Below are 19568 nucleotides of genomic sequence, written 5' to 3'. Positions count from 1 at the left end.
TTCATGACCGATCTCAGAGTTCGCAACATCGTCATCGTCGGCGGCGGCACAGCAGGATGGATGACCGCCGCCGCCATGTCCAAACTGCTGCGCGACGACGCGATCCAGATCCGCCTGATTGAATCGGACGCCATCGCCACCGTCGGCGTCGGCGAGGCGACGATCCCGCATATCCTCTATTTTAACCGATTGCTGGGCCTGGATGAGAACGACTTCATGCGAAGGACCAACGCGACCTTCAAGGCGGGCATCGAGTTCGTGGACTGGGGCCGCAAGGGCGACAGCTACATTCACCCGTTCGGCCCCTATGGCTTTAATATGGAGGCCGTTCACTTCCATCACTTCTGGCTGCGCTATAAGCATCTGGGCAAGGCGGCGCCTTTGGACCAGTATAGTCTCATGGTTCGGGCCGCCCGCGCCCGCAAATTCCAGCGCCCCGATTACGAGCGCCCCAACTCCCCTTTAAGCAAAATTTCGTACGCCTTTCAGTTCGACGCCGGACTTTATGCGCGCTACCTGCGCGATATCGCCGAGGCCGCAGGCGTTACGCGCACCGAAGGCACGATCGTCCATGTCGCGCAGAATGGCGAAAGCGGCCACGTTCAAAGCCTGACCTTAGCCTCAGGTGAGACGGTTGGGGGCGACCTCTTTATCGACTGCACCGGCTTTCGCGGGCTGCTGATCGAAAAGACGCTGCGGTCCGGCTTTATCGACTGGAGCCACTGGCTGCCGTGCGACCGCGCCGTGGCCCGCGCCTGCGAACGCGCGCCTGATCTCCTGCCCTACACGCGCGCCACCGCCAAGTCGGCGGGCTGGCAATGGCGCATTCCACTGCAATCGCGCACCGGCAACGGCCATGTCTATTGCAGCGATTTTCTCAGCGATGACGCCGCGCTCGACAGCCTTAACCGGGATCTGGACGGCGCGGCGATCTCCGAACCGAACCTGCTGCGCTTCAAGGCGGGCGTACGGCGCAAACCCTGGAGCAAAAACGTCGTCGCCATCGGCCTGGCGTCCGGCTTTTTAGAGCCGCTGGAATCGACCTCGATCCATCTGATCCAGTCCGCCATCGCCCGGCTTATGGACAACTTCCCGGATAAGAGTTTCAATCAGCCTGATATCGACTATTACAACCGCCGCACCGTGACCGAATACGAACAGGTGCGCGATTTTATCATCCTGCATTACAAGGCGACTGAACGCAGCGACAGCGCGTTCTGGAATCACTGCCGCACGATGGACATCCCGAATACGCTTGCGGACAGGATCGCCATTTTCAAAGAGAACGCCCGCCTCTACCGCCATGATGACGAGCTGTTCAACGAGGTCAGCTGGCTGGCGGTCATGCACGGCCAGCACATCACGCCGCAACGCTATCATCCTGTCGCCGATATCCTGCCCGAGGCGGAGCTGGACAGGCGCATGCGTGAGATCGAGCAGGTCACCGCGCGCGCGCTCGACAGCATGCCCGACCATCTCAGCTTTATCGAGCGCAACGGCCTGAACGTAGCCTGAGGCGGGCGGGCGCCGCTCTTTTTTGCGGCGCCAACCTCAAGCAGCCCTTCCCTAAAGCAGGCCGGGCCTGTAAAGCCCTGCGCCAGGGCGCGTCCGCGTCTGTCGCACTCCGTCTCGCAGTCAAGCTTTCATGATCCGTCTCGACGCCATCAGCAAACAAAACGGCCACCAGATCCTGTTCATCGACGCCGCGATGACGCTGCAAAAAGGCGAGAAGGTCGGACTGGTCGGGCCGAACGGCGCGGGCAAATCGACCCTGTTCCGCATGATCACCGGTCAGGACGCGCCCGATGACGGGCAGGTCGCCATCGATCCAGGCGTGCGCATCGGCTATTTCAGCCAGGAGGTCGGCGAAATGGCAGGCCAGAGCGCCGTCGCCGCCGTCATGGACGGGGTCGGGCCGGTCAGCGCTCTGGCCGCCGAAATGGCGAACCTGGAAGCCGCCATGATCGACCCCGATCAGGCTGATCAGATGGACGCCATCATCGAGCGCTACGGCGATGTGCAGGCGCGCTTTGAAGAACTGGACGGCTACGCGCTGGAGGCGCGGGCGCGCGAGGTGCTGGCGGGCCTGAGCTTCAGCGAGGCGCGCATGGACGGCGATGTCGGCCTTTTGTCGGGCGGCTGGAAGATGCGCGTGGCGTTGGCGCGGATTCTGCTGATGCGGCCGGAGGCCATGTTGCTCGACGAGCCCAGCAACCACCTCGACCTTGAGAGCCTGATCTGGCTGGAAGGCTTCCTGAAATCTTATGACGGCGCGCTTTTGATGACGTCGCACGACCGCGCCTTTATGAACCGCATCATCAACAAGGTGGTCGAGATCGACGCCGGTTCCCTGATCACCTATTCGGGCGATCTCGACTTCTACGACCAGCAGCGCGCCCTGACCGAAGCCCAAAGGCAGGCGCAATATGAGCGCCAGCAGGCCATGCTGGCCAAGGAGATCAAGTTCATCGAGCGCTTCAAGGCGCGCGCCAGCCACGCCGCCCAGGTGCAGAGCCGGGTCAAGAAGCTCGACAAGATCGAGCGCGTCGAGGCGCCGCGCCGCAGACAGTCGATCCAGTTCGAGTTCCGCGCGCCGCCGCGTTCCGGCGAGGAGGTGCTGAATTTGCGCGGCGTGCATAAGAGCTATGGCGCGCACGTCATCTATACAGGTCTCGATTTTCAGGTGCGCCGCAAGGAGCGCTGGTGCGTGCTGGGCGCCAATGGCGCGGGCAAATCGACGTTACTGAAACTGGCGGCGGGCGCGGATGCGCCCGATCGGGGGACCGTCATCCTCGGCGCCAGCGTCAAGATGGGTTATTTCGCCCAACACGCTATGGACGTTCTTGACGGCGACGAGACCATTTTTGAATCGCTGGACGGCGCCTTTCCGCATGCGGGGCAAGGGGCGCTGCGCACATTGGCGGGCTGTTTCGGCTTTTCCGGCGACGATGTCGAGAAACCCTGCCGCGTCCTGTCCGGCGGCGAAAAGGCGCGGCTGGTCATGGCCCGGATGCTGTTCGATCCGCCTAATCTTCTGGTGCTGGACGAGCCGACCAACCACCTCGACATGGCGACCAAGGAGATGCTGGTTGAGGCGCTGGTCGACTTTGAGGGAACCATGCTGTTCGTGTCGCACGACCGGCATTTCCTGTCGGCCCTGTCCAACCGCGTGCTGGAGCTGACGCCCGAAGGCGTGCATCGCTACGAAGGCGGCTACACCGAATATGTCGCGCGCACCGGGCAAGAAGCGCCCGGCCTGCATCCGGGCTAAAAGGATTTCCTTTCCGTGCTCCGATCGCTTACCCTGCCCGCATGACATCGCGCGCGCGCAAGGCGCCTGACATCGGCAAGCGGCTGCACGCCCTGCGTAAAGCGCAGGGCCTGTCGCTTGACGATCTGGCGGCCCTGTCGAAAGTGTCGCGCTCCATGCTGAGCCAGATCGAACGCGGCATGGCCAATCCGACCTTCGCGACCCTGTGGGCGCTGACTCAGGCGCTGGGTGTCGATATTCCGCAACTGATCGGCGACGGCGAGGACGAACAGGCGCAGGCGATCGAGCGCGTCGAGGCGCACAATGTGCCGCGCATCCGCTCCGCTGACGGCCATTGCACCTTGCAGATCCTGAGCCCGCCCGACACCACCGGCGCATCGGAATGGTATCTGCTGGAGATCGAGCCCGGCGCTTCGCTGACCTCGCAGCCGCATGCGTCAGGGGCGCGCGAACATCTGTCGATTCTCGACGGCGAAGCGCTGGTCATCTCCGCCGAGGCGCAGCAAAAGGCGGAGGCGGGCGACACCTTGCGCTACCGCGCCGACGTGCCGCACAGCATCAGCAATGCCGGAAACGGACGGCTGAAGGCGTTTCTGGTCGTGATGGCGGATTAGGCTTTTCTGAGCGCTGCGGTGACGCGGTAGGCGGCGCCGTCGAAATGCTGCGTCACCTGCGTCACCCGGCGGTCGTTCAACCAGGTCTGGCGCCAGACGACGAGGCAGGCGGTATCGCGGTCCCAGGCCGCCTGCCGCGCGCGCGCAGATCCGGCGGGTTCGGCGCCGATGCGGGTTTCACCGCGCGTCCACGGCGCCTGCTGCAACAGCCAGTGGCCGGGGGAGCCGCGGGTGAAGTCCGCCGTCTCCGCGGCGGGAACGGCGTCGAGATGGATCAGACGCTTCTCCAGCGCCAGGACGCGCCCGCCGACATGATGCAGGCCGGTCAGGTGGAGCAGCCGCGCGCCATCCTCTTGAAGAATATGGCGCGATAAAAGCTCGAAGCGGTAATCGTCGCCGCGCGCCGTCGCTTCGGCCTCGATGTCGGGAATGTCCAGCACAGGCGCGTCCAGTTGCGGATAACGCACAAAGGTGCCCGCGCGCTTACGCCGCTCGATCAGGCCGTCGGCGACCAGGGCGCTCAGCGCCTTGTTCACCGTCATGCGCGCGCAAGCGTAGGTCTGCATCAGTTCGTGTTCGACCGGCAGGCGGTCGCCGGGCTTCAGCGCGCCGGAGCGGATCTGAGTTTCGATATCGTCGCGGATGCTGACATAGAGGGGCCGCGTCATGCGCGCAGGGCCTCCAGCGCGCGGCGATAATCAGCGACCACCGCGTCGCGTGCGACGTGGCGACCGCCGCTGACGATCTTGCGGCCACGGCGGTAAACGCAGTCCACCGGGCAGGAAGCGGCGGCGAAGATGGCGGCGTCCAAAATCTCGTCTCCCGAACGCGCAAGAAGGGCAGGATGAGTCGCGTTCAGCGTCACCATATCGGCTGCGGCGCCGGGCGCAAGCGCGGCGGTTTCAAGCGCATCTGGGGCGTTGAGCGCGCGACCCCCGCCGCGCACCACCGCCTCGAATAGGCGCGCCCCGCTCGATTGTCCCGGCGCGGCCAGCACATTGCGCGCGCGCAGGCCGAGGCGTTGGCCGTAGTCCAGCAGCCGCAACTCCTCAAAGGCGTTGATCAGCACGTTGGAGTCCGAGCCTATGCCGAAGGCGCCGCCCGCTTCGAGATAGGCCGCCGCCGGAAAGAGGCCGTCGCCGAGATTCGCCTCGGTGATCGGGCACAGCCCCGCCACGGCGCCGCTTTGGGCGAGGCGCTCCGTCTCGGCCTGCGTCATATGGGTGGCGTGGACCAGGCACCAGCGCGCATCGACCGGGGCGTGATCGAGCAGCCATTCGACCGGTCTTTGATGATTGAAGGCGAGGCAATCCTCGACCTCGCGCATCTGTTCGGCGATATGGATGTGGATCGGCCCCTGCCCCGCCAGCGGGATCAGCGCGGCCAGTTCGTCCGGCGTCACAGCGCGCAGCGAATGCGGCGCGACGCCGACGACGCCGTCAGGCAGGCGCGCCACATGCCGGCGGCTGGCCTCAAGCAGGCGGGCGTAACCGTCAATATCGCTGATAAAGCGTGCCTGAGCGGGGCTGGGCGCCTGACCGCCGAAGCCCGCATGGGCGTAAAAGACCGGCAGCAGGGTCATGGCGATGCCGGTTGCGTCCGCCGCCGCGCACAGGGCCGCCGCCATCTCGGCCGGATCGGCGTAAGGCCGTCCGTCCGGCGCGTGATGCAGGTAGTGAAATTCGCCGACGCGCGTAAAGCCGCTCTCCAGCATCTCGACATAGGCCATGGCGGCGATGGCGCGCATCTCGTCCGGGCCGATGCGGGCGTTGAAGCGGTACATCAGGTCGCGCCAGCTCCAGAAACTGTCGCCGTCCGGTCCGGCGCGTTCGGTCAGGCCCGCCATGGCGCGCTGGAAGGCGTGGCTGTGCAGATTGGGCAGGCCGGGCAGAACGACGGCGCAGCGTTCGTCCTGCGGCGCGGGCGCGACATCATGAGTCAGGCTGGCGACGCAGCCGTCCGCCAACGTCAGGCGCACATGGCGCGCCCAGACGCCGTTCAGCCAGATATGGTCACACCAGAAGCTCTCGGTCATGGATGCAAAATCGCACTTGCGCGACATAATGTCTATACATTATGTGTCGAGATATGCACTGCGACCTGATCTGGACCAATGCCCGCCTCGCCAGCATGACCCGTGACGCCGGGGTCGTGGCGAACGGCGTCGTCGCACAGGCCATGGGGCGCATCCTCTATGCCGGACCGGCAGATACGGCGCCGCCGATGCGGGGCGAGCGCATCAATGTGAAGGGGCGTCTCATCACGCCCGCCCTGATCGACCCCCACACCCACCTCGTTTATGCGGGCGACCGCGCGGCGGAGTTTCGCATGCGGCTGGAGGGGGCGTCCTACGAAGACATCGCCCAAGCGGGCGGCGGCATTCTCTCAACGGTTCGGGCCACGCGCGCCGCCAGCGAGGCGGAACTGGTGCAACAGGCCCTGCCGCGTCTCGACGCCCTGCTGGCCGAGGGCGTGGCGACGGTGGAGATCAAGTCGGGTTACGGACTGACCCTTGCGGACGAAATCAAGGTGCTGCGCGCCGCCCGGCGTTTGCAGGAACTGCGGCCCGTGCGCATCGTCACCACCTTTCTCGGCGCCCACGCCCTGCCGCCGGAATATGCAGGGCGGTCCGACGCCTATATTGACGAGGTCTGCGCGATGATCGCGCAGATTGCGCCTTTGGCCGACGCGGTGGACGCCTTTTGTGAAGGCGTCGGCTTTACGCCGCAGCAGACGGAGCGCGTCTTTCTTGCCGCAAAAGCGCAGGGCCTCAAGATCAAGCTGCACGCCGAGCAGCTCTCTGATCTCGGCGGCGCAGCGCTGGCGGCGCGCTACGGCGCCCTGTCCGCCGACCATCTTGAATATCTGAGCGATGACGGCGTGGCGGCGATGCAGCAGGCCGGAACCGTGGCGACGCTTTTGCCCGGCGCCTTCTATTACCTGCGCGAGACAAAGGCGCCGCCGGTTGACAAGCTGCGCGCAGCAAACGTGCCGATGGCCCTGGCCAGCGACTGCAATCCCGGCACCTCGCCGCTGACCTCGCCGCTACTGGTCATGAATATGGCCGCCACCCTGTTTCGCCTCACCGTCGAGGAATGCCTGCTCGGCGTGACGCGCAACGCCGCGCGCGCCCTCGGCCTGTCCGAGGAGATCGGAACCCTGGAGGCGGGCAAGGCGTGCGATCTGGCGATCTGGAACGTCGAACGTCCCGAACAGCTTGTCTATCCGATTGGCTTCAACCCGCTTTACGCCCGCGTCTTCAAGGGAGTCCCCCATGTCCATTAAACCGGTGCGCCTCGATCCCGGCGCCGTGTCACTTTCGACATGGCGCGACATCTATCTCGGCGCCGGGGCGGCGCTCGATCCGCTCTGCTATGACAAGGTGCGCGCCAGCGCCGAGGCGATCGGGCGCATTCTGGCGAAGGGCGAGCCGGTCTACGGGATCAATACCGGCTTTGGCAAGCTGGCCTCGACGCGCATTGCGGCGGACGATCTGGAGGCCCTGCAACGCAATATCGTCTTGTCGCACGCCGCCGGGGTCGGCGCCCCCTCGCCGCGCGCCGTCGTGCGGCTGATGATGGCGCTGAAACTGGCCAGCCTGGCGCAGGGCGCTTCGGGGGTGCGGGTGGAAACCCTGCGAAGGCTGGAGGATATGTTGCGCCTCGACATCATCCCCGTCATTCCCTGTCAGGGCAGCGTCGGCGCCTCCGGCGATCTGGCGCCGCTGGCGCATATGGCCGCCGTGATGATCGGCGAAGGCGAAGTGGACATGCAGGGCGCGCGCCGACCCGCCGCCGAGGCGCTGGCCCAGGCCGGCCTGCCGCCGCTGGTCCTCGGCCCCAAGGAGGGGCTGGCCCTGCTCAATGGCACGCAGTTTTCGACCGCCAATGCGCTGGCGGGGCTGTTTGAGGCTGAGGCACTGTTGCAAACCGCCCTTGTCGCAGGCGCGCTCTCCACCGAGGCCGCCAAGGGATCGGACGCGCCGTTCGATGCGCGCATCCACGCCTTGCGCCGCCACCGGGGCCAGATCGAGGTTGCGGCAAGTTTGCGCACATTGATGGAAGGCTCGGCCATCCGCGCTTCGCACCTGAAGGAGGATGAGCGCGTGCAGGACCCCTATTGCCTGCGCTGCCAGCCGCAGGTCTTAGGCGCCTGCCTTGACCTGTTGCGTCAGGCCGCCGCGACCCTGACGGACGAGGCCAATGGCGTGTCCGACAATCCGCTGATCTTCGCCGAAACGGACGAGGCCCTGTCCGGCGGTAATTTCCACGCCGAGCCGGTCGCCTTCGCCGCCGACATGATCGCCATGGCCGCATGCGAGATCGGCTCGATCGCCGAACGCCGCATCGCCATGCTGGTCGATCCGGCCCTGTCGGGCCTGCCCGCCTTCCTGACGCCGAGGCCGGGGCTGAATTCCGGCTTCATGATCCCGCAGGTGACGGCGGCGGCGCTGGTGTCGGAAAACAAGCAGAAGGCCTATCCGGCCAGCGTCGATTCCATCCCGACCTCGGCCAATCAGGAGGACCATGTCTCCATGGCCGCGCACGGCGCGCGCCGCCTGATGGACATGACAGCCAACGCCTTTTGCGTCATCGCCATCGAGCTTCTGGCCGCCGCGCAGGGTTGCGACTTTCATCAGCCCCTCGCCTCCTCCGCCGCACTGGAGCGGGTGCGTAAAACGATCCGCGACGCCGTGCCCGCGCTGGATCACGACCGGCATTTTCACCCTGACCTTGAGGCGATGATCAGGCTGGCGCGCAACGGCGCCGTCCTGAAGGCCGCTGACCTTTCCTTGCCCGGAGTTGACGCATGAACCGTCTCGACAACAGCCGCATCATCCGGCCCGCCACGGGAACAGAGCTTTCGGCCCGTTCGTGGCTGACCGAGGCGCCGCTGCGCATGCTGATGAACAATCTGCATCCCGACGTCGCCGAGCGACCTGAGGAGCTGGTCGTCTATGGCGGCATCGGACGCGCGGCGCGCGATTGGGACAGTTTCGACCGCATCGTCGAGACGCTGAAACGCCTGGGCGACGATCAGAGCCTTTTGATCCAGTCAGGTAAGCCGGTCGGGGTGTTCGAGACGCATGAGAACGCGCCGCGCGTCCTGATCGCCAATTCCAATCTCGTGCCGCGCTGGGCCACATGGGAGCATTTCCACGAGCTCGACCGGAAGGGGCTGATGATGTACGGCCAGATGACGGCGGGGTCGTGGATCTATATCGGCACGCAGGGCATCGTGCAGGGCACCTATGAAACCTTCGTCGAGATGGGCCGACAGCACTATGGCGGCGATCTGAAGGGCCGCTGGCTGCTGACGGCGGGGCTTGGCGGCATGGGCGGCGCCCAGCCGCTGGCGGCGGTGATGGCGGGCGCTTCGTGCCTGGCCATCGAATGTCAGGCCTCGCGCATCGAGATGCGGCTGCGCACCGGCTATCTCGACCACCGGGCCGATACGCTCGATGAGGCTCTGGCCATGATCCAGGGCGCCGACAGGCCGATTTCGGTCGGGCTTTTAGGCAACGCCGCCGATCTTCTGCCGGACATCTATGCGCGCGGCGTGCGGCCCGACCTTCTGACCGACCAGACCTCGGCGCACGATCCGGTTAACGGCTATCTGCCGTCGGGCTGGAGTCTGGAGCACTGGATGGAGATGCGCGAACGCGACCCGAAGGCCGTGGCGAAAGCGGCGCGCGCTGCGATGGCGCAGCATGTGCGCGCCATGCTCGACTTCCAGAAGGCGGGCGTGCCGACGGTCGATTACGGCAACAATATCCGTCAGGTCGCCTTCGATGAAGGGGTGAACAACGCTTTCGACTTCCCCGGCTTCGTGCCCGCCTATATCCGCCCGCTGTTCTGCCGCGGCGTGGGTCCGTTCCGCTGGGTGGCGCTGAGCGGCGACCCTGAGGACATTTACAGGACCGACGCCAAGGTCAAAGAACTGATCCCGGACGATCCGCACCTGCATAACTGGCTCGACATGGCGCAAAAGCGCATCCGGTTTCAGGGTCTGCCTGCGCGCATCTGCTGGGTGGGGCTGGGCGACCGTCATCGGCTCGGCCTCGCCTTCAACGCGATGGTGCGTAACGGCGAGTTGAAGGCGCCTGTGGTCATCGGGCGCGACCATCTCGATTCCGGCTCGGTCGCCTCGCCGAACCGGGAAACCGAGGCGATGCGTGATGGCTCAGACGCGGTGTCCGACTGGCCTTTGCTCAACGCCCTGCTCAATACGGCCTCCGGCGCGACCTGGGTTTCCTTGCACCACGGCGGCGGGGTCGGCATGGGCTATTCGCAGCACGCGGGCATGGTAATCGTCTGCGACGGCTCCGAAGCCGCCGACAAACGGCTGGGGCGCGTGCTGTGGAACGACCCTGCCAGCGGCGTGATGCGTCATGCCGACGCCGGTTACGACATCGCCCTGGCCTGCGCGCGTGAGAAGGGTTTGGACCTGCCGGGGATCTTGTAGGCTTGCGCCCATTGCTATCAATGATTAATATGCAATCATTGATGGGAGGCAAGCTCCATGGCCAGTGTGACAATCCGTAATCTCGACGACGCTTTGAAAGCGCGGCTTCGGATTCGCGCCGCCGAGCACAATCGCTCGATGGAGGATGAGGCGCGCGACATCCTGCGCGCGGCCCTGTCGGCCAGCGCGCCGAAGCCTCAGAATCTGGCGCAATCCATTCTGGGGCGCCTCAATGGCATCAGCGCAGATCTGGATCTGCCGCTGCGCGAAGCCGTGCGCACGCCACCGGATTTCCAATGATTGTCCTCGACACCAATGTGCTGTCCGAACTGCTGCGTCCCGCCCCCGATCCGGCGGTGATCATGTGGCTGGGAACGCAGACGCCTGCGCAGGTCTTCACCACAGCCATCACCGAAGCCGAAATCCGTTACGGCGTCGCGCGGCTTGAGGCGGGACGGCGCAGGGAAGGCCTGATGGCGGCGATTACGGCCATTTTCGCTGAGGACTTCGCCGGTCGCGTCCTGGCGTTCGACGCCGAATGCGCGACCGCCTATGCTGATATTGTCGCCGCGCGCGAACGAACAGGCCGCCCGATCAGCCAGTTCGACGCCCAGATCGCCGCCATCGCCAGAATGCATGACGCCGCCATCGCGACACGTAATGTGAAAGACTTTGAAGCGCTTGGCCTGACACTACTTAATCCCTTCTCCTGATCGAAGGCCCTTGCCTGCTTGCGATCCGGTCTGAACGGTTGCGACGCCAGCCGCTATAATTTCAATTGCAACAAATCGCATCATATTGTACATTTTCTCCACTATAATGGAGAAACGCCATGCGCTCGCAATTTTACGCCCATGTGCTGGACACGCTCGCCGATATCGAGGCGCGCGGGTTGAAGAAGCCGGAGCATGTCATCGCCTCCATGCAGCGCCCCGCCCTGACCTTGCAGGACGGGCGCGAAGTGATCAATTTCTGCGCCAACAACTATCTGGGCCTGGCCGATCATCCCGACGTCATCGAGGCGGGCCGCGAAACGTTGCGCACCCACGGCTCCGGCATGGCCAGCGTGCGCTTTATCTGCGGCACGCAGGACCTGCACAAGCAGCTTGAGGCGCGCATCGCGTCTTACGTCGGCAAGGAAGACGCCATCCTGTTCGCCGCCTGTTTCGACGCCAATGGCGCGGTGTTCGAGCCACTCTTAAGCGATGCGGACGCCATCGTCTCCGACAGCCTCAACCACGCCTCCATCATTGACGGCGTGCGGCTTTCCAAGGCGAAACGTTACCGTTTCCGCAACGCCGATCTCGACGATCTTGAAGCGCAGCTCAAAGCCGCGCGGGCGGACGGCGCGCGCACCATCATGATCGCCACCGACGGCGTGTTTTCGATGGATGGCTATTATGCGCCGCTGGAGGGCGTCTGCGCCCTGGCCGACCGCTATGACGCTCTGGTCATGGTGGACGACTGCCACGCCACCGGTTTTGTCGGGCCGAAGGGCGCCGGAACCGCCCATCGGCTGAACGTGTCTGACCGCGTCGATATTCTGACCGGCACCTTCGGCAAGGCGCTGGGCGGGGCCATGGGCGGTTATATTGCGGCGAAAAAGCCGGTCATCGACCTGCTGCGTCAGCGCGCCCGGCCCTATCTGTTCTCCAACGCCCTGGCCCCGGCCGTCACGGCCTCCTCCATGAAGGCCATCAACCTAGCCGAGGCGGGCGATGATTTGCGCGCACAATTGACGGCGAACGCCGAGCGCTTCCGCACAGGCATGCAGGCCGCCGGTTTCAATCTCCTGCCGGGCGGGCATCCGATCATTCCGGTCAATCTCGGCGATGCGCGTCTGGCGCAGGCCCTGGCTGCGCGCCTCTTGGATGAAGGCGTTTACGTCATCGGCTTCTCCTATCCGGTCGTGCCGGACGGTCAGGCGCGCATACGAACCCAGATGTCGGCGGCGCACACATTTGAACAGATCGACTCCGCCATCGCCGCCTTTACCAAAGTCGGGCGCGAGCTGGGGGTGGTCCAATGAGCGACGACATAAGGCCTCTCAGCATGACCGCGCGCACCCTGCCGACTCAGATGACGGCCCTTGCCAAGCTCAGGCCTGAGCCGGGCATCTGGCGCACCTCTGCGCCCGTGCCGCAACCCGGCCCGCAGGATGTGCTGATCAAGGTGACGCACACCGCCATCTGCGGCACCGACATCCATATCTATAACTGGGATGACTGGTCGCAGAAGAATGTGCCGGTCCCGATGATCACCGGCCATGAATTTGCCGGCGAGATCGTCGAGATCGGACCCGAGGTGACGCGATCTTTGCGCCTCGGTCAGCGCGTTTCCGCCGAGGGGCATGTCATCGACCTCAATTCCGAGGCCGCGCGCATGGGCCGCTTCCATCTCGACCCGGACACTAAAGGCATCGGCGTCAACCGGCCCGGCGCGTTTGCCGACTATGTCGTGGTCCCGGCCTTCAATGTCGTGCCCCTGCCGGAGCGCGTGTCCAATGAACTCGGCGCGGTGCTGGACCCGTTCGGCAATGCGGTCCATACCGTGCAGCAGACCGACATGCTGGGCCAGAATGTGCTCGTCACCGGCGCCGGTCCGATCGGCATCATGGCGGCGGGCGTGGCCAAATTTGCGGGCGCGCGGTCGGTGACCCTGACCGACATCAATCCGTATCGTCTGGCGCTGGCGGCGACAGTCGCCGATGTGCGCACGGTCGATGTCTCGAAGGAAGATCTGAACGATGTCCGTCACGAACTGGGCGTGACGCACGGCTATGACGTGGCGCTGGAGATGAGCGGCGCCAAACCGGCGATTCCACAGGCGCTTCAGCATCTTCGCATGGGCGGCGCTCTGACCCTGCTCGGCATACCGGCGGGCGAGACCCTGTTCAACTGGTCGGATGTAATCATGAAGGCGGTGACGGTGCGCGGCGTCTATGGCCGCGAAATGTTCGAGACCTGGCGTAAGATGCTGGGCCTGATCGAGGCGGGCTTTCCGCTGGAGCGCATCATTACCCACCGCCTGCCCGCCGCCGATTTCGAGCAGGGCTTCGACATCATGCGCTCTGGTCAGTCGGGCAAGGTCGTGCTGAACTGGGCGTAGCGCCTTCCCAAACAGACTCTCCTGCTGCGAAAAGATAAGGCCATGCTGTCCGTCTTCGACATTTTCAAAATCGGCATCGGCCCGTCCAGCTCGCATACGGTCGGGCCGATGCGCATCGCCAAGCGCGCCCTGATCGACGCGCATCACGCCGGAGCGCTGAATCGCGCCGTCAGGGTGAAGGTCGAATTGCAGGGATCGCTGGCCCTGACCGGCATCGGCCACGGCTCGGACAAGGCGGCGATTCTCGGCCTTCTCGGCGCAGAGCCGGACACGATCGACCCCGACGAGGCGCAAGCCCTTTATGCCCGGTATAAAAACGGCGGCGAGATGCGCCTGTTCGGCGGCCCGACGGTCGATTTCGACTATCGCCGCGACGTCGATTTTCGCGGCGACATCCTGCCGGACATCCATCCGAACGGCATGACGGTCAGCCTGTATAACAAGGCGGACGCGGAGGTTTTCGCCACCACCTTCTATTCGGTCGGCGGCGGCTTCATCGCCTCGGCGGAACAACTGAGCCGTCCGCCGGACAACGACCTGATCGGCCTGGCCGCCAACGGCCCCCTGCCCTTCGCCTCGGCGGCGGAACTACTTGTGCAATGCGCGCGACACGCCTGCAATATCTACGATGTCGTTCTGGCCAATGAGGACGCCAAACGCCCGCGCGCCGAGACGGATGCAGGTCTCCTGCGCGTCTGGCAGGCCATGAGCGGCGCGATTGACCGCGGCCTGCGCTCGGAGGGCGTCTTACCCGGCGGCCTCAGCGTCCAGCGCCGCGCGCGCAGGCTTTTCGAGGCCCTGACGCACGAGCAGCACAATCAGGAGTCGGAGCGCCTGTTCGACTGGCTCAATGTCTTCGCCATGGCGGTCAATGAGGAGAACGCCGTCGGCGGTCGCGTCGTCACCGCCCCCACCAACGGCGCGGCGGGGGTGATACCGGCCCTGATCCGCTATTATTGCGCCTTTGACGGCTGGAACGAAGGCGATACGCGCGCGGACGGGAAGATCGGGCGCTTCCTTTTGACCGCCGCCGGGATCGGCATGATTTATAAACAGCGCGCTTCGCTGTCCGGCGCGGAGATGGGCTGTCAGGGCGAGGTCGGCGTCGCCTGCTCGATGGGCGCTGCGGGGCTTGCGGCGGTCTGGGGCGGGAACGCGGCCCAGATCGAACACGCCGCCGAGATCGGCATGGAGCATAATCTCGGCCTGACCTGCGATCCGGTCGGCGGCCTCGTGCAGATACCGTGCATTGAGCGCAACGCCATCGGCGCGGTCAAGGCCGCCAACGCCGCGCGACTGGCCATACGCGACACCGGCGAGCACCGCGTCACGCTCGATCAGGTGATCGAGACCATGCGCCAGACCGGCATCGACATGTCCTCCAAATACAAGGAAACCTCGCAGGGCGGTCTGGCGGTCAACGTCATCGAGTGTTGAGGCGAAGTCATCCGCCGCGCCTGAACTGAAAGGATTGAAAAGGGGCATGTTTGACGCTCATCAAGGCCCGGTTTTCAGGCCTGCCTAATGCTAGGCTCAAACGCACAGCAGAGGAGCCGCGCGATGTTCTTCACCTCCAGCAAACATGACAACCACGCCATTTCCGATATGCGCCATCAGGTCAGGGACATGGCGCAATCGCTTCGCATCGCCGCCAGAGAGGCGCGTCGCAGCGCCATCGCCCATCCCAATGTCGCGTTGACCGCCGCGACCGCCGCCGGTCTGGCGTCCGGCATCGCCATCGGCATGCTCATGGCGCATCGGTCGAATGAAGGCCCGGAAATTCAGTGACCCGGAAATTCAGTGACCCGGGAATTCAGTGACAGAGGCAAAGCGGAGTCCGCGCATGCCGGAGCATGTCTTGCGTGACCCCGCCCCACAGCATCTCGCCCTGATGGCTGTGGCCATAGCCGCCCATAAACACCAGGCTCGCGTCCATGTCCTCAATGGCGCGCAGCACCGCTTCCGCCGCCGTCACCGCGAATGGTCCGCTATGATTGACATGGACCCGGTAACCCTGCAGCTCCAGCCAGTTGACGGCGCCTGACTCCGAGCCAGGAGATGTCTCGCGGGCCGATCGGATGCGCAGAAGCTGCACCAGACGCCCGGGCGGCAGCAGGGCGGCGACGGCCCGCAAAGCCCGGCTCGACGGCAGGCTTCCGTCCCAGGCGACCACAACCGCGCCTTCGCCGGGGGCCGCCTTCGCAGGCGCGGGCGGCATGACCAGCCCGGGCGGCATGACCAGAACGGGCGCGCCTGTCTCTAAAATCGCGGTCACGACGGTATGGAGATCCTGTTCCGGCCCCGTCTCGGCCCGCCCGATGACCACAAGGTCCGAAACGCGTCCGAACGGCGGCAGGGCGGCGGAAACCGATACGGTCGCTGAGGAAAATATCGCGCGGGGCAAGGTCGGCGCCGACGGGGCGAGGCGCTCGACGCTGAAAGGCAGGTTAAACCTCTTGACCACGCCCGCCGCCGCTATCTGCGCGCGCTCGACCTCATCCAGCGCCTCGGTCTCCAGCGTCCTGACATCCGCGCCATAAAGATCGGGATAGGCTGCGATGGGGCCGGTGATGTAGAGGATGCGCAACTCCGCTCCCGCCGCAGCGGCGCGCCGACAGGCTTCCTGAAGCGCAGCAGCCTCATACTCATAACCCTGATACGGGCAAAGAATGGATTTGACGGTCATAACGCCTCCTGGCGCCGCGATTTCGATTTAAGTCTGGCGATGTAAGTCTGGCGGCGCGTTCCGTCGCCGCATTGACCGCGATCAAGCCGTAGAGGCCGGACATAGGACAGTCTGCGAACGGACTGGAGGCGATCATGTCCGAAACCAACCCACCACCCGCAGTTGCTACGGAGGAACCGGTCGGGCTGAGCGAGGCCGAAGCCGCGGCGCGCCTGCGTAAAGAGGGTTTCAATGAACTGCCGCATTCCGAGGCGCGCGCCTTGTGGCGAATCGCCGCCGATGTCGTACGCGAGCCTATGGTGAGCCTGTTGCTGGCGGCGGCCCTGATCTATCTGCTGCTCGGCAGCCGACTGGAAGCGGCCATCCTGTCCGCCTTCACCAGCATCACCATCGCCGTCGCCATCATTCAGGAAGCGCGCAGCGAGAGCGTTCTGGAAAGCCTGCGGCGCATGACCAGTCCGCGCGCCTGGGTGATACGCGACGGCGTCCGGCGACGGATCGAGGGGCGCGAAGTGGCGCGCGGCGACCTGATCGTGCTGGAGGAAGGCGGACGCGTCGCGGCGGATGCGCGTCTGTTGCGATGCCACGATCTGCAGGCCGATGAATCGCTGCTGACGGGCGAATCGGCGCCGGTGAGCAAGGCTGTGACGCTCGACGACAAGGTCTGGGGCGGCGCATTGATCGTCCGTGGCGGGGGGCTGGCGCAGGTGACCGCGACTGGCCTTAACAGCCAGATCGGCCAGATCGGCCGCAGCCTGGGCGCGCTCGTGCGCGAGCCGCCGCGCCTGCGCCGCGAAACCCGGCGCCTTGTGCGCATATTCGGACTGCTGGCCGCAGGCGTATGCGCCGTCGTTTTCGTGACATATGGTCTTCTCAGGGGCGACTGGCTGGCCGCCGCGCTTGGCGGCGTCGCTCTGGGCATGTCGATGATCCCGGAGGAGTTTCCACTCGTCCTCAGCATCTTCACCGCGATGGGCGCGTGGCGGATGTCGCGCGCCCGTGTACTGACGCGCGACGCCGCCGCCATTGAGACGCTGGGGGCGGCGACGGTGCTGTGCAGCGACAAAACCGGCACCATGACGCAGAACCAGATGTCGGTCGTGGAGATGCGGCTGCCCGACGACCGCATCTGGCGTTCGGCCGCGTCACCGGACGGCGAGGCCTTCCTCGATCTGGCCCTGACCGGCGTTCTCGCCAGCGAGAGCCAGCCCTTCGATCCGATGGAGACGGCGTTTCATACCCTGGCCGAGCGCATGGGGCTGCAAAACGATCGCGATCTCGTGCGCGCCTATGGTCTGCGCCCGGACCTGATGGCGATGACTCAGGTGTGGAGGGACGCCGATGACACGCCGCGCATCGCCGCCAAGGGCGCGCCCGAAGCCGTCTGCGAGCTGTGCGGACTGGATGACGCGCAAAGGGACAAGGTCATGCGCGCCGTCGATCTGATGGCGCGCGATGGCATGCGCGTGCTGGCGATCGCCGGGGCGCGGCACGACGGCCTCCTGCCTGAGACGCAACGCGGCTTCACTTTCGCCTATCTGGGATTGGCGGGGCTGGCCGACCCGCTGCGCGAGGATGTGCCGGAGTCCGTCAGGGCCTGCAACGCGGCGGGCGTGCGAGTCATTATGATCAGCGGCGACTATCCCCTCACCGCCGCCAGCATCGCGCGGCAGGCGGGCCTGCCAGGCGAGATCGTCATTTCCGGCGATATGATGCAGGCCATGGACGACGACGCCCTGGCCAAGGCCGCGCGCGACTGCTGCGTCTTTGCGCGCATCACGCCGCTGCAGAAGCTGCGCATCGTCGAGGCCCTGAAAAAGGACGGCGAGATTGTCGCCATGACCGGAGACGGCGTCAACGACGCCCCTTCGCTCAAAGCCGCGCATATCGGCGTCGCCATGGGCGGACGCGGCTCCGACGTCGCGCGCGAGGCGGCGGCTCTGGTATTGCTGGACGACAATTTCAGCGCCATCGTCACCGCCATCCGCCTGGGCCGCACCATTCACGATAATCTGCGCAAGGCGATGTGTTTTATCGTCTCCGTGCATGTGCCGATCGCCGGCATGGCGCTGCTGCCTCTCCTCACGGGTCTTCCGGTCATACTGGGTCCGCTGCATATCGCCCTTCTGGAACTCATCGTAGATCCGGCCTGCTCTCTGGTCTTCGAGAACGAAGCGCCCGAAGCCGATATCATGCGGCGCAAACCCGCCCGCGCCAATGCGCCGCTGCTGCCGGGACGACTGCTCTTGTGGGGTCTGGTGCAGGGCCTTGTCGGTTTCACCGTCCTCGCCGCCGTTTTTGTCCTCGGCCTGCAATGGCTGGACGCGAGCCAGGCGCGCATGCTGGTGTTTTGCAGCCTGACGCTCGTTCTCGTCGGTCTGGTTCTGGTCAATCGCAGCTATGAGGGATCTTTGGTCGCCGCGGTGCGCAAGCCCGGCAGAGCGCTCATCCTGCTGGTCCTGGGCGTTGCGATCTCGCTGACGCTGATCCTGACGACGCCGTGGCTGCATGCTGTGCTTGACATGACGTCGCCGGAACTGGCCGCGCTCAGTCCGGCGCCCTTAGCGGCGGTCATCGTCGTGACGGTTCTGGAAGCGCTCAAGCCGTTGTGGCGACGCGCTTTTGCGCGGTGAACAGACCGCGCCTCCGCTTGAAGACGTCGGACGCATATCTGCAAATTGATAAAGATCAAATCGCCTGTGCGACGTGTATTCGCAGGTTGGGCGCTCGCAATACTAGTGGTAAATAATTATTATATTTCAAAGTGATAGATATATGTATTTAAAAATAGTTAAGAATAGCAACATTGCTAATACGGCTGCGCGATGCCGCTGCGCGCGTTTTGCGTCTGAATAGGGGGCGAAAGCTCAGGGCTTTCCATAGACCCCTCTAGAATAGGAGATTCATCATGCGTTATACAGGTATTCTCGCCATCGCGGCCATCGCCGCCGCCGCCGTGTCCGGTTCGGCCTTCGCCGCCACCGTCACCACCAGCGGCAACGTACCGCAAGTCTGCGGCGTGACGGTGTCCAACCAGGCGTTCGACATCAACAAGCTGTCGCAGCAACGCATCGCCGACCTTGTCGTGCAATGCAACTATGGTCTGCACCCGACCCTGAAGGTGACGCCGTCGAACGGCAACCTGAAGAATGACGGCATTGACGCCATCGCCTACACCTATGGCGTCGATCTCGCCGGTCCGATCAACGCCTATCAGACCAACCAGATCCCCAGCTCCACCAGCACGACCAATGTGCCCCTGGTGCCGGGACCGGAGCTGGCCCTGGGCGTCCCTGGCGACATGACCATGGTCGTCAGCCGTCTGCCCTGGGCGGCGGGGACTTATTCGGAAAGCTTCACGCTCACCGTCAACTAAGTCCCCGGAGCGGCGGCGCCCGGCGCCGCCGCTTTTTCTCTGATCTTC

The 19568-nt window shown here is 65.0% G+C and carries 17 protein-coding genes; 14 read left to right on the top strand and 3 right to left on the bottom strand.

What is annotated here, in order from left to right; genetic code table 11:
* The first annotated feature begins 3 nt into the window (after positions 1-3).
* The 3 genes from ACTHLA_RS10345 (at position 4) to ACTHLA_RS10335 (ending at position 3885) form a co-directional block, all read left to right on the top strand.
* Positions 4-1515, top strand: a complete 1512-nt coding sequence (locus ACTHLA_RS10345) for a tryptophan halogenase family protein (protein ID WP_440188411.1) — start codon at positions 4-6, stop codon at positions 1513-1515.
* Positions 1516-1645: 130 nt separating this feature from the next.
* The gene (locus tag ACTHLA_RS10340) at positions 1646-3271 is read left to right on the top strand and encodes an ABC-F family ATP-binding cassette domain-containing protein (RefSeq protein ID WP_440188408.1); all 1626 of its coding nucleotides are present in this window, start codon (positions 1646-1648) and stop codon (positions 3269-3271) included.
* Positions 3272-3312: 41 nt separating this feature from the next.
* Entirely contained in the window at positions 3313-3885 is a 573-nt protein-coding gene (locus ACTHLA_RS10335; RefSeq protein WP_440188405.1) for a helix-turn-helix domain-containing protein, read from the top strand.
* On the opposite strand, the gene ACTHLA_RS10330 is transcribed toward ACTHLA_RS10335, so the two are convergent.
* Both ACTHLA_RS10330 and ACTHLA_RS10325 read right to left on the bottom strand, forming a co-directional pair.
* On the bottom strand, positions 3882-4553 hold the full coding sequence (locus tag ACTHLA_RS10330) for a GntR family transcriptional regulator (RefSeq protein ID WP_440188402.1): 672 nt from the start codon (positions 4551-4553) through the stop codon (positions 3882-3884). The genes ACTHLA_RS10335 and ACTHLA_RS10330 overlap by 4 nt on opposite strands.
* The gene (locus ACTHLA_RS10325; RefSeq protein WP_440188399.1) at positions 4550-5920 is read right to left on the bottom strand and encodes a formimidoylglutamate deiminase; all 1371 of its coding nucleotides are present in this window, start codon (positions 5918-5920) and stop codon (positions 4550-4552) included. The genes ACTHLA_RS10330 and ACTHLA_RS10325 overlap by 4 nt, the downstream gene beginning before the upstream one ends.
* Before the next feature lie 53 nt (positions 5921-5973).
* On the opposite strand from ACTHLA_RS10325, the gene hutI reads away from it, so the two are divergent.
* The 9 genes from hutI (at position 5974) to ACTHLA_RS10280 (ending at position 15246) form a co-directional block, all read left to right on the top strand.
* Positions 5974-7170: an imidazolonepropionase gene (hutI, locus tag ACTHLA_RS10320; protein WP_440188396.1), complete on the top strand. Its 1197-nt coding sequence runs from the start codon at positions 5974-5976 to the stop codon at positions 7168-7170.
* Positions 7160-8698, top strand: coding sequence for a histidine ammonia-lyase (hutH, locus tag ACTHLA_RS10315; RefSeq protein WP_440188393.1), 1539 nt, complete (start codon positions 7160-7162; stop codon positions 8696-8698). Before hutI ends, hutH begins: the two co-directional genes overlap by 11 nt.
* The gene (hutU, locus tag ACTHLA_RS10310) at positions 8695-10350 is read left to right on the top strand and encodes a urocanate hydratase (RefSeq protein ID WP_440188390.1); all 1656 of its coding nucleotides are present in this window, start codon (positions 8695-8697) and stop codon (positions 10348-10350) included. Before hutH ends, hutU begins: the two co-directional genes overlap by 4 nt.
* Positions 10351-10407: 57 nt before the next feature.
* Positions 10408-10650, top strand: a complete 243-nt coding sequence (locus tag ACTHLA_RS10305) for a FitA-like ribbon-helix-helix domain-containing protein (RefSeq protein WP_440188387.1) — start codon at positions 10408-10410, stop codon at positions 10648-10650.
* A complete protein-coding gene (locus ACTHLA_RS10300) occupies positions 10647-11063 on the top strand; it encodes a type II toxin-antitoxin system VapC family toxin (protein ID WP_440188384.1) in 417 nt (138 codons plus the stop codon). The genes ACTHLA_RS10305 and ACTHLA_RS10300 overlap by 4 nt, the downstream gene beginning before the upstream one ends.
* Positions 11064-11182: 119 nt before the next feature.
* Entirely contained in the window at positions 11183-12379 is a 1197-nt protein-coding gene (locus tag ACTHLA_RS10295) for a glycine C-acetyltransferase (RefSeq protein ID WP_440188380.1), read from the top strand.
* The gene (gene tdh, locus ACTHLA_RS10290; RefSeq protein WP_440188377.1) at positions 12376-13458 is read left to right on the top strand and encodes an L-threonine 3-dehydrogenase; all 1083 of its coding nucleotides are present in this window, start codon (positions 12376-12378) and stop codon (positions 13456-13458) included. The genes ACTHLA_RS10295 and tdh overlap by 4 nt, the downstream gene beginning before the upstream one ends.
* Positions 13459-13500: 42 nt before the next feature.
* Positions 13501-14895, top strand: coding sequence for an L-serine ammonia-lyase (locus ACTHLA_RS10285; RefSeq protein ID WP_440188374.1), 1395 nt, complete (start codon positions 13501-13503; stop codon positions 14893-14895).
* Positions 14896-15018: 123 nt separating this feature from the next.
* Positions 15019-15246, top strand: a complete 228-nt coding sequence (locus tag ACTHLA_RS10280) for a hypothetical protein (protein ID WP_440188371.1) — start codon at positions 15019-15021, stop codon at positions 15244-15246.
* A gap of 25 nt (positions 15247-15271) precedes the next feature.
* Here the strand turns inward: ACTHLA_RS10280 and ACTHLA_RS10275 are convergent, their stop codons facing one another.
* A complete protein-coding gene (locus ACTHLA_RS10275) occupies positions 15272-16144 on the bottom strand; it encodes a universal stress protein (RefSeq protein WP_440188368.1) in 873 nt (290 codons plus the stop codon).
* A gap of 134 nt (positions 16145-16278) precedes the next feature.
* Here ACTHLA_RS10275 and ACTHLA_RS10270 point away from each other — a divergent pair, with 134 nt between their 5' ends.
* A complete protein-coding gene (locus ACTHLA_RS10270; protein ID WP_440188365.1) occupies positions 16279-18777 on the top strand; it encodes a cation-translocating P-type ATPase in 2499 nt (832 codons plus the stop codon).
* 275 nt (positions 18778-19052) lie between these two features.
* Positions 19053-19520 carry a hypothetical protein gene (locus tag ACTHLA_RS10265; protein WP_440188362.1) on the top strand — a complete coding sequence of 156 codons (468 nt, stop codon included), beginning with the start codon at positions 19053-19055 and terminating at the stop codon, positions 19518-19520.
* Positions 19521-19568 lie beyond the last annotated feature (48 nt).

The organism is Asticcacaulis sp., from assembly GCF_051956075.1.
Taxonomy (GTDB): Bacteria; Pseudomonadota; Alphaproteobacteria; order Caulobacterales; family Caulobacteraceae; genus Asticcacaulis.
This window is presented reverse-complemented; position numbering and strand designations above follow the sequence as displayed.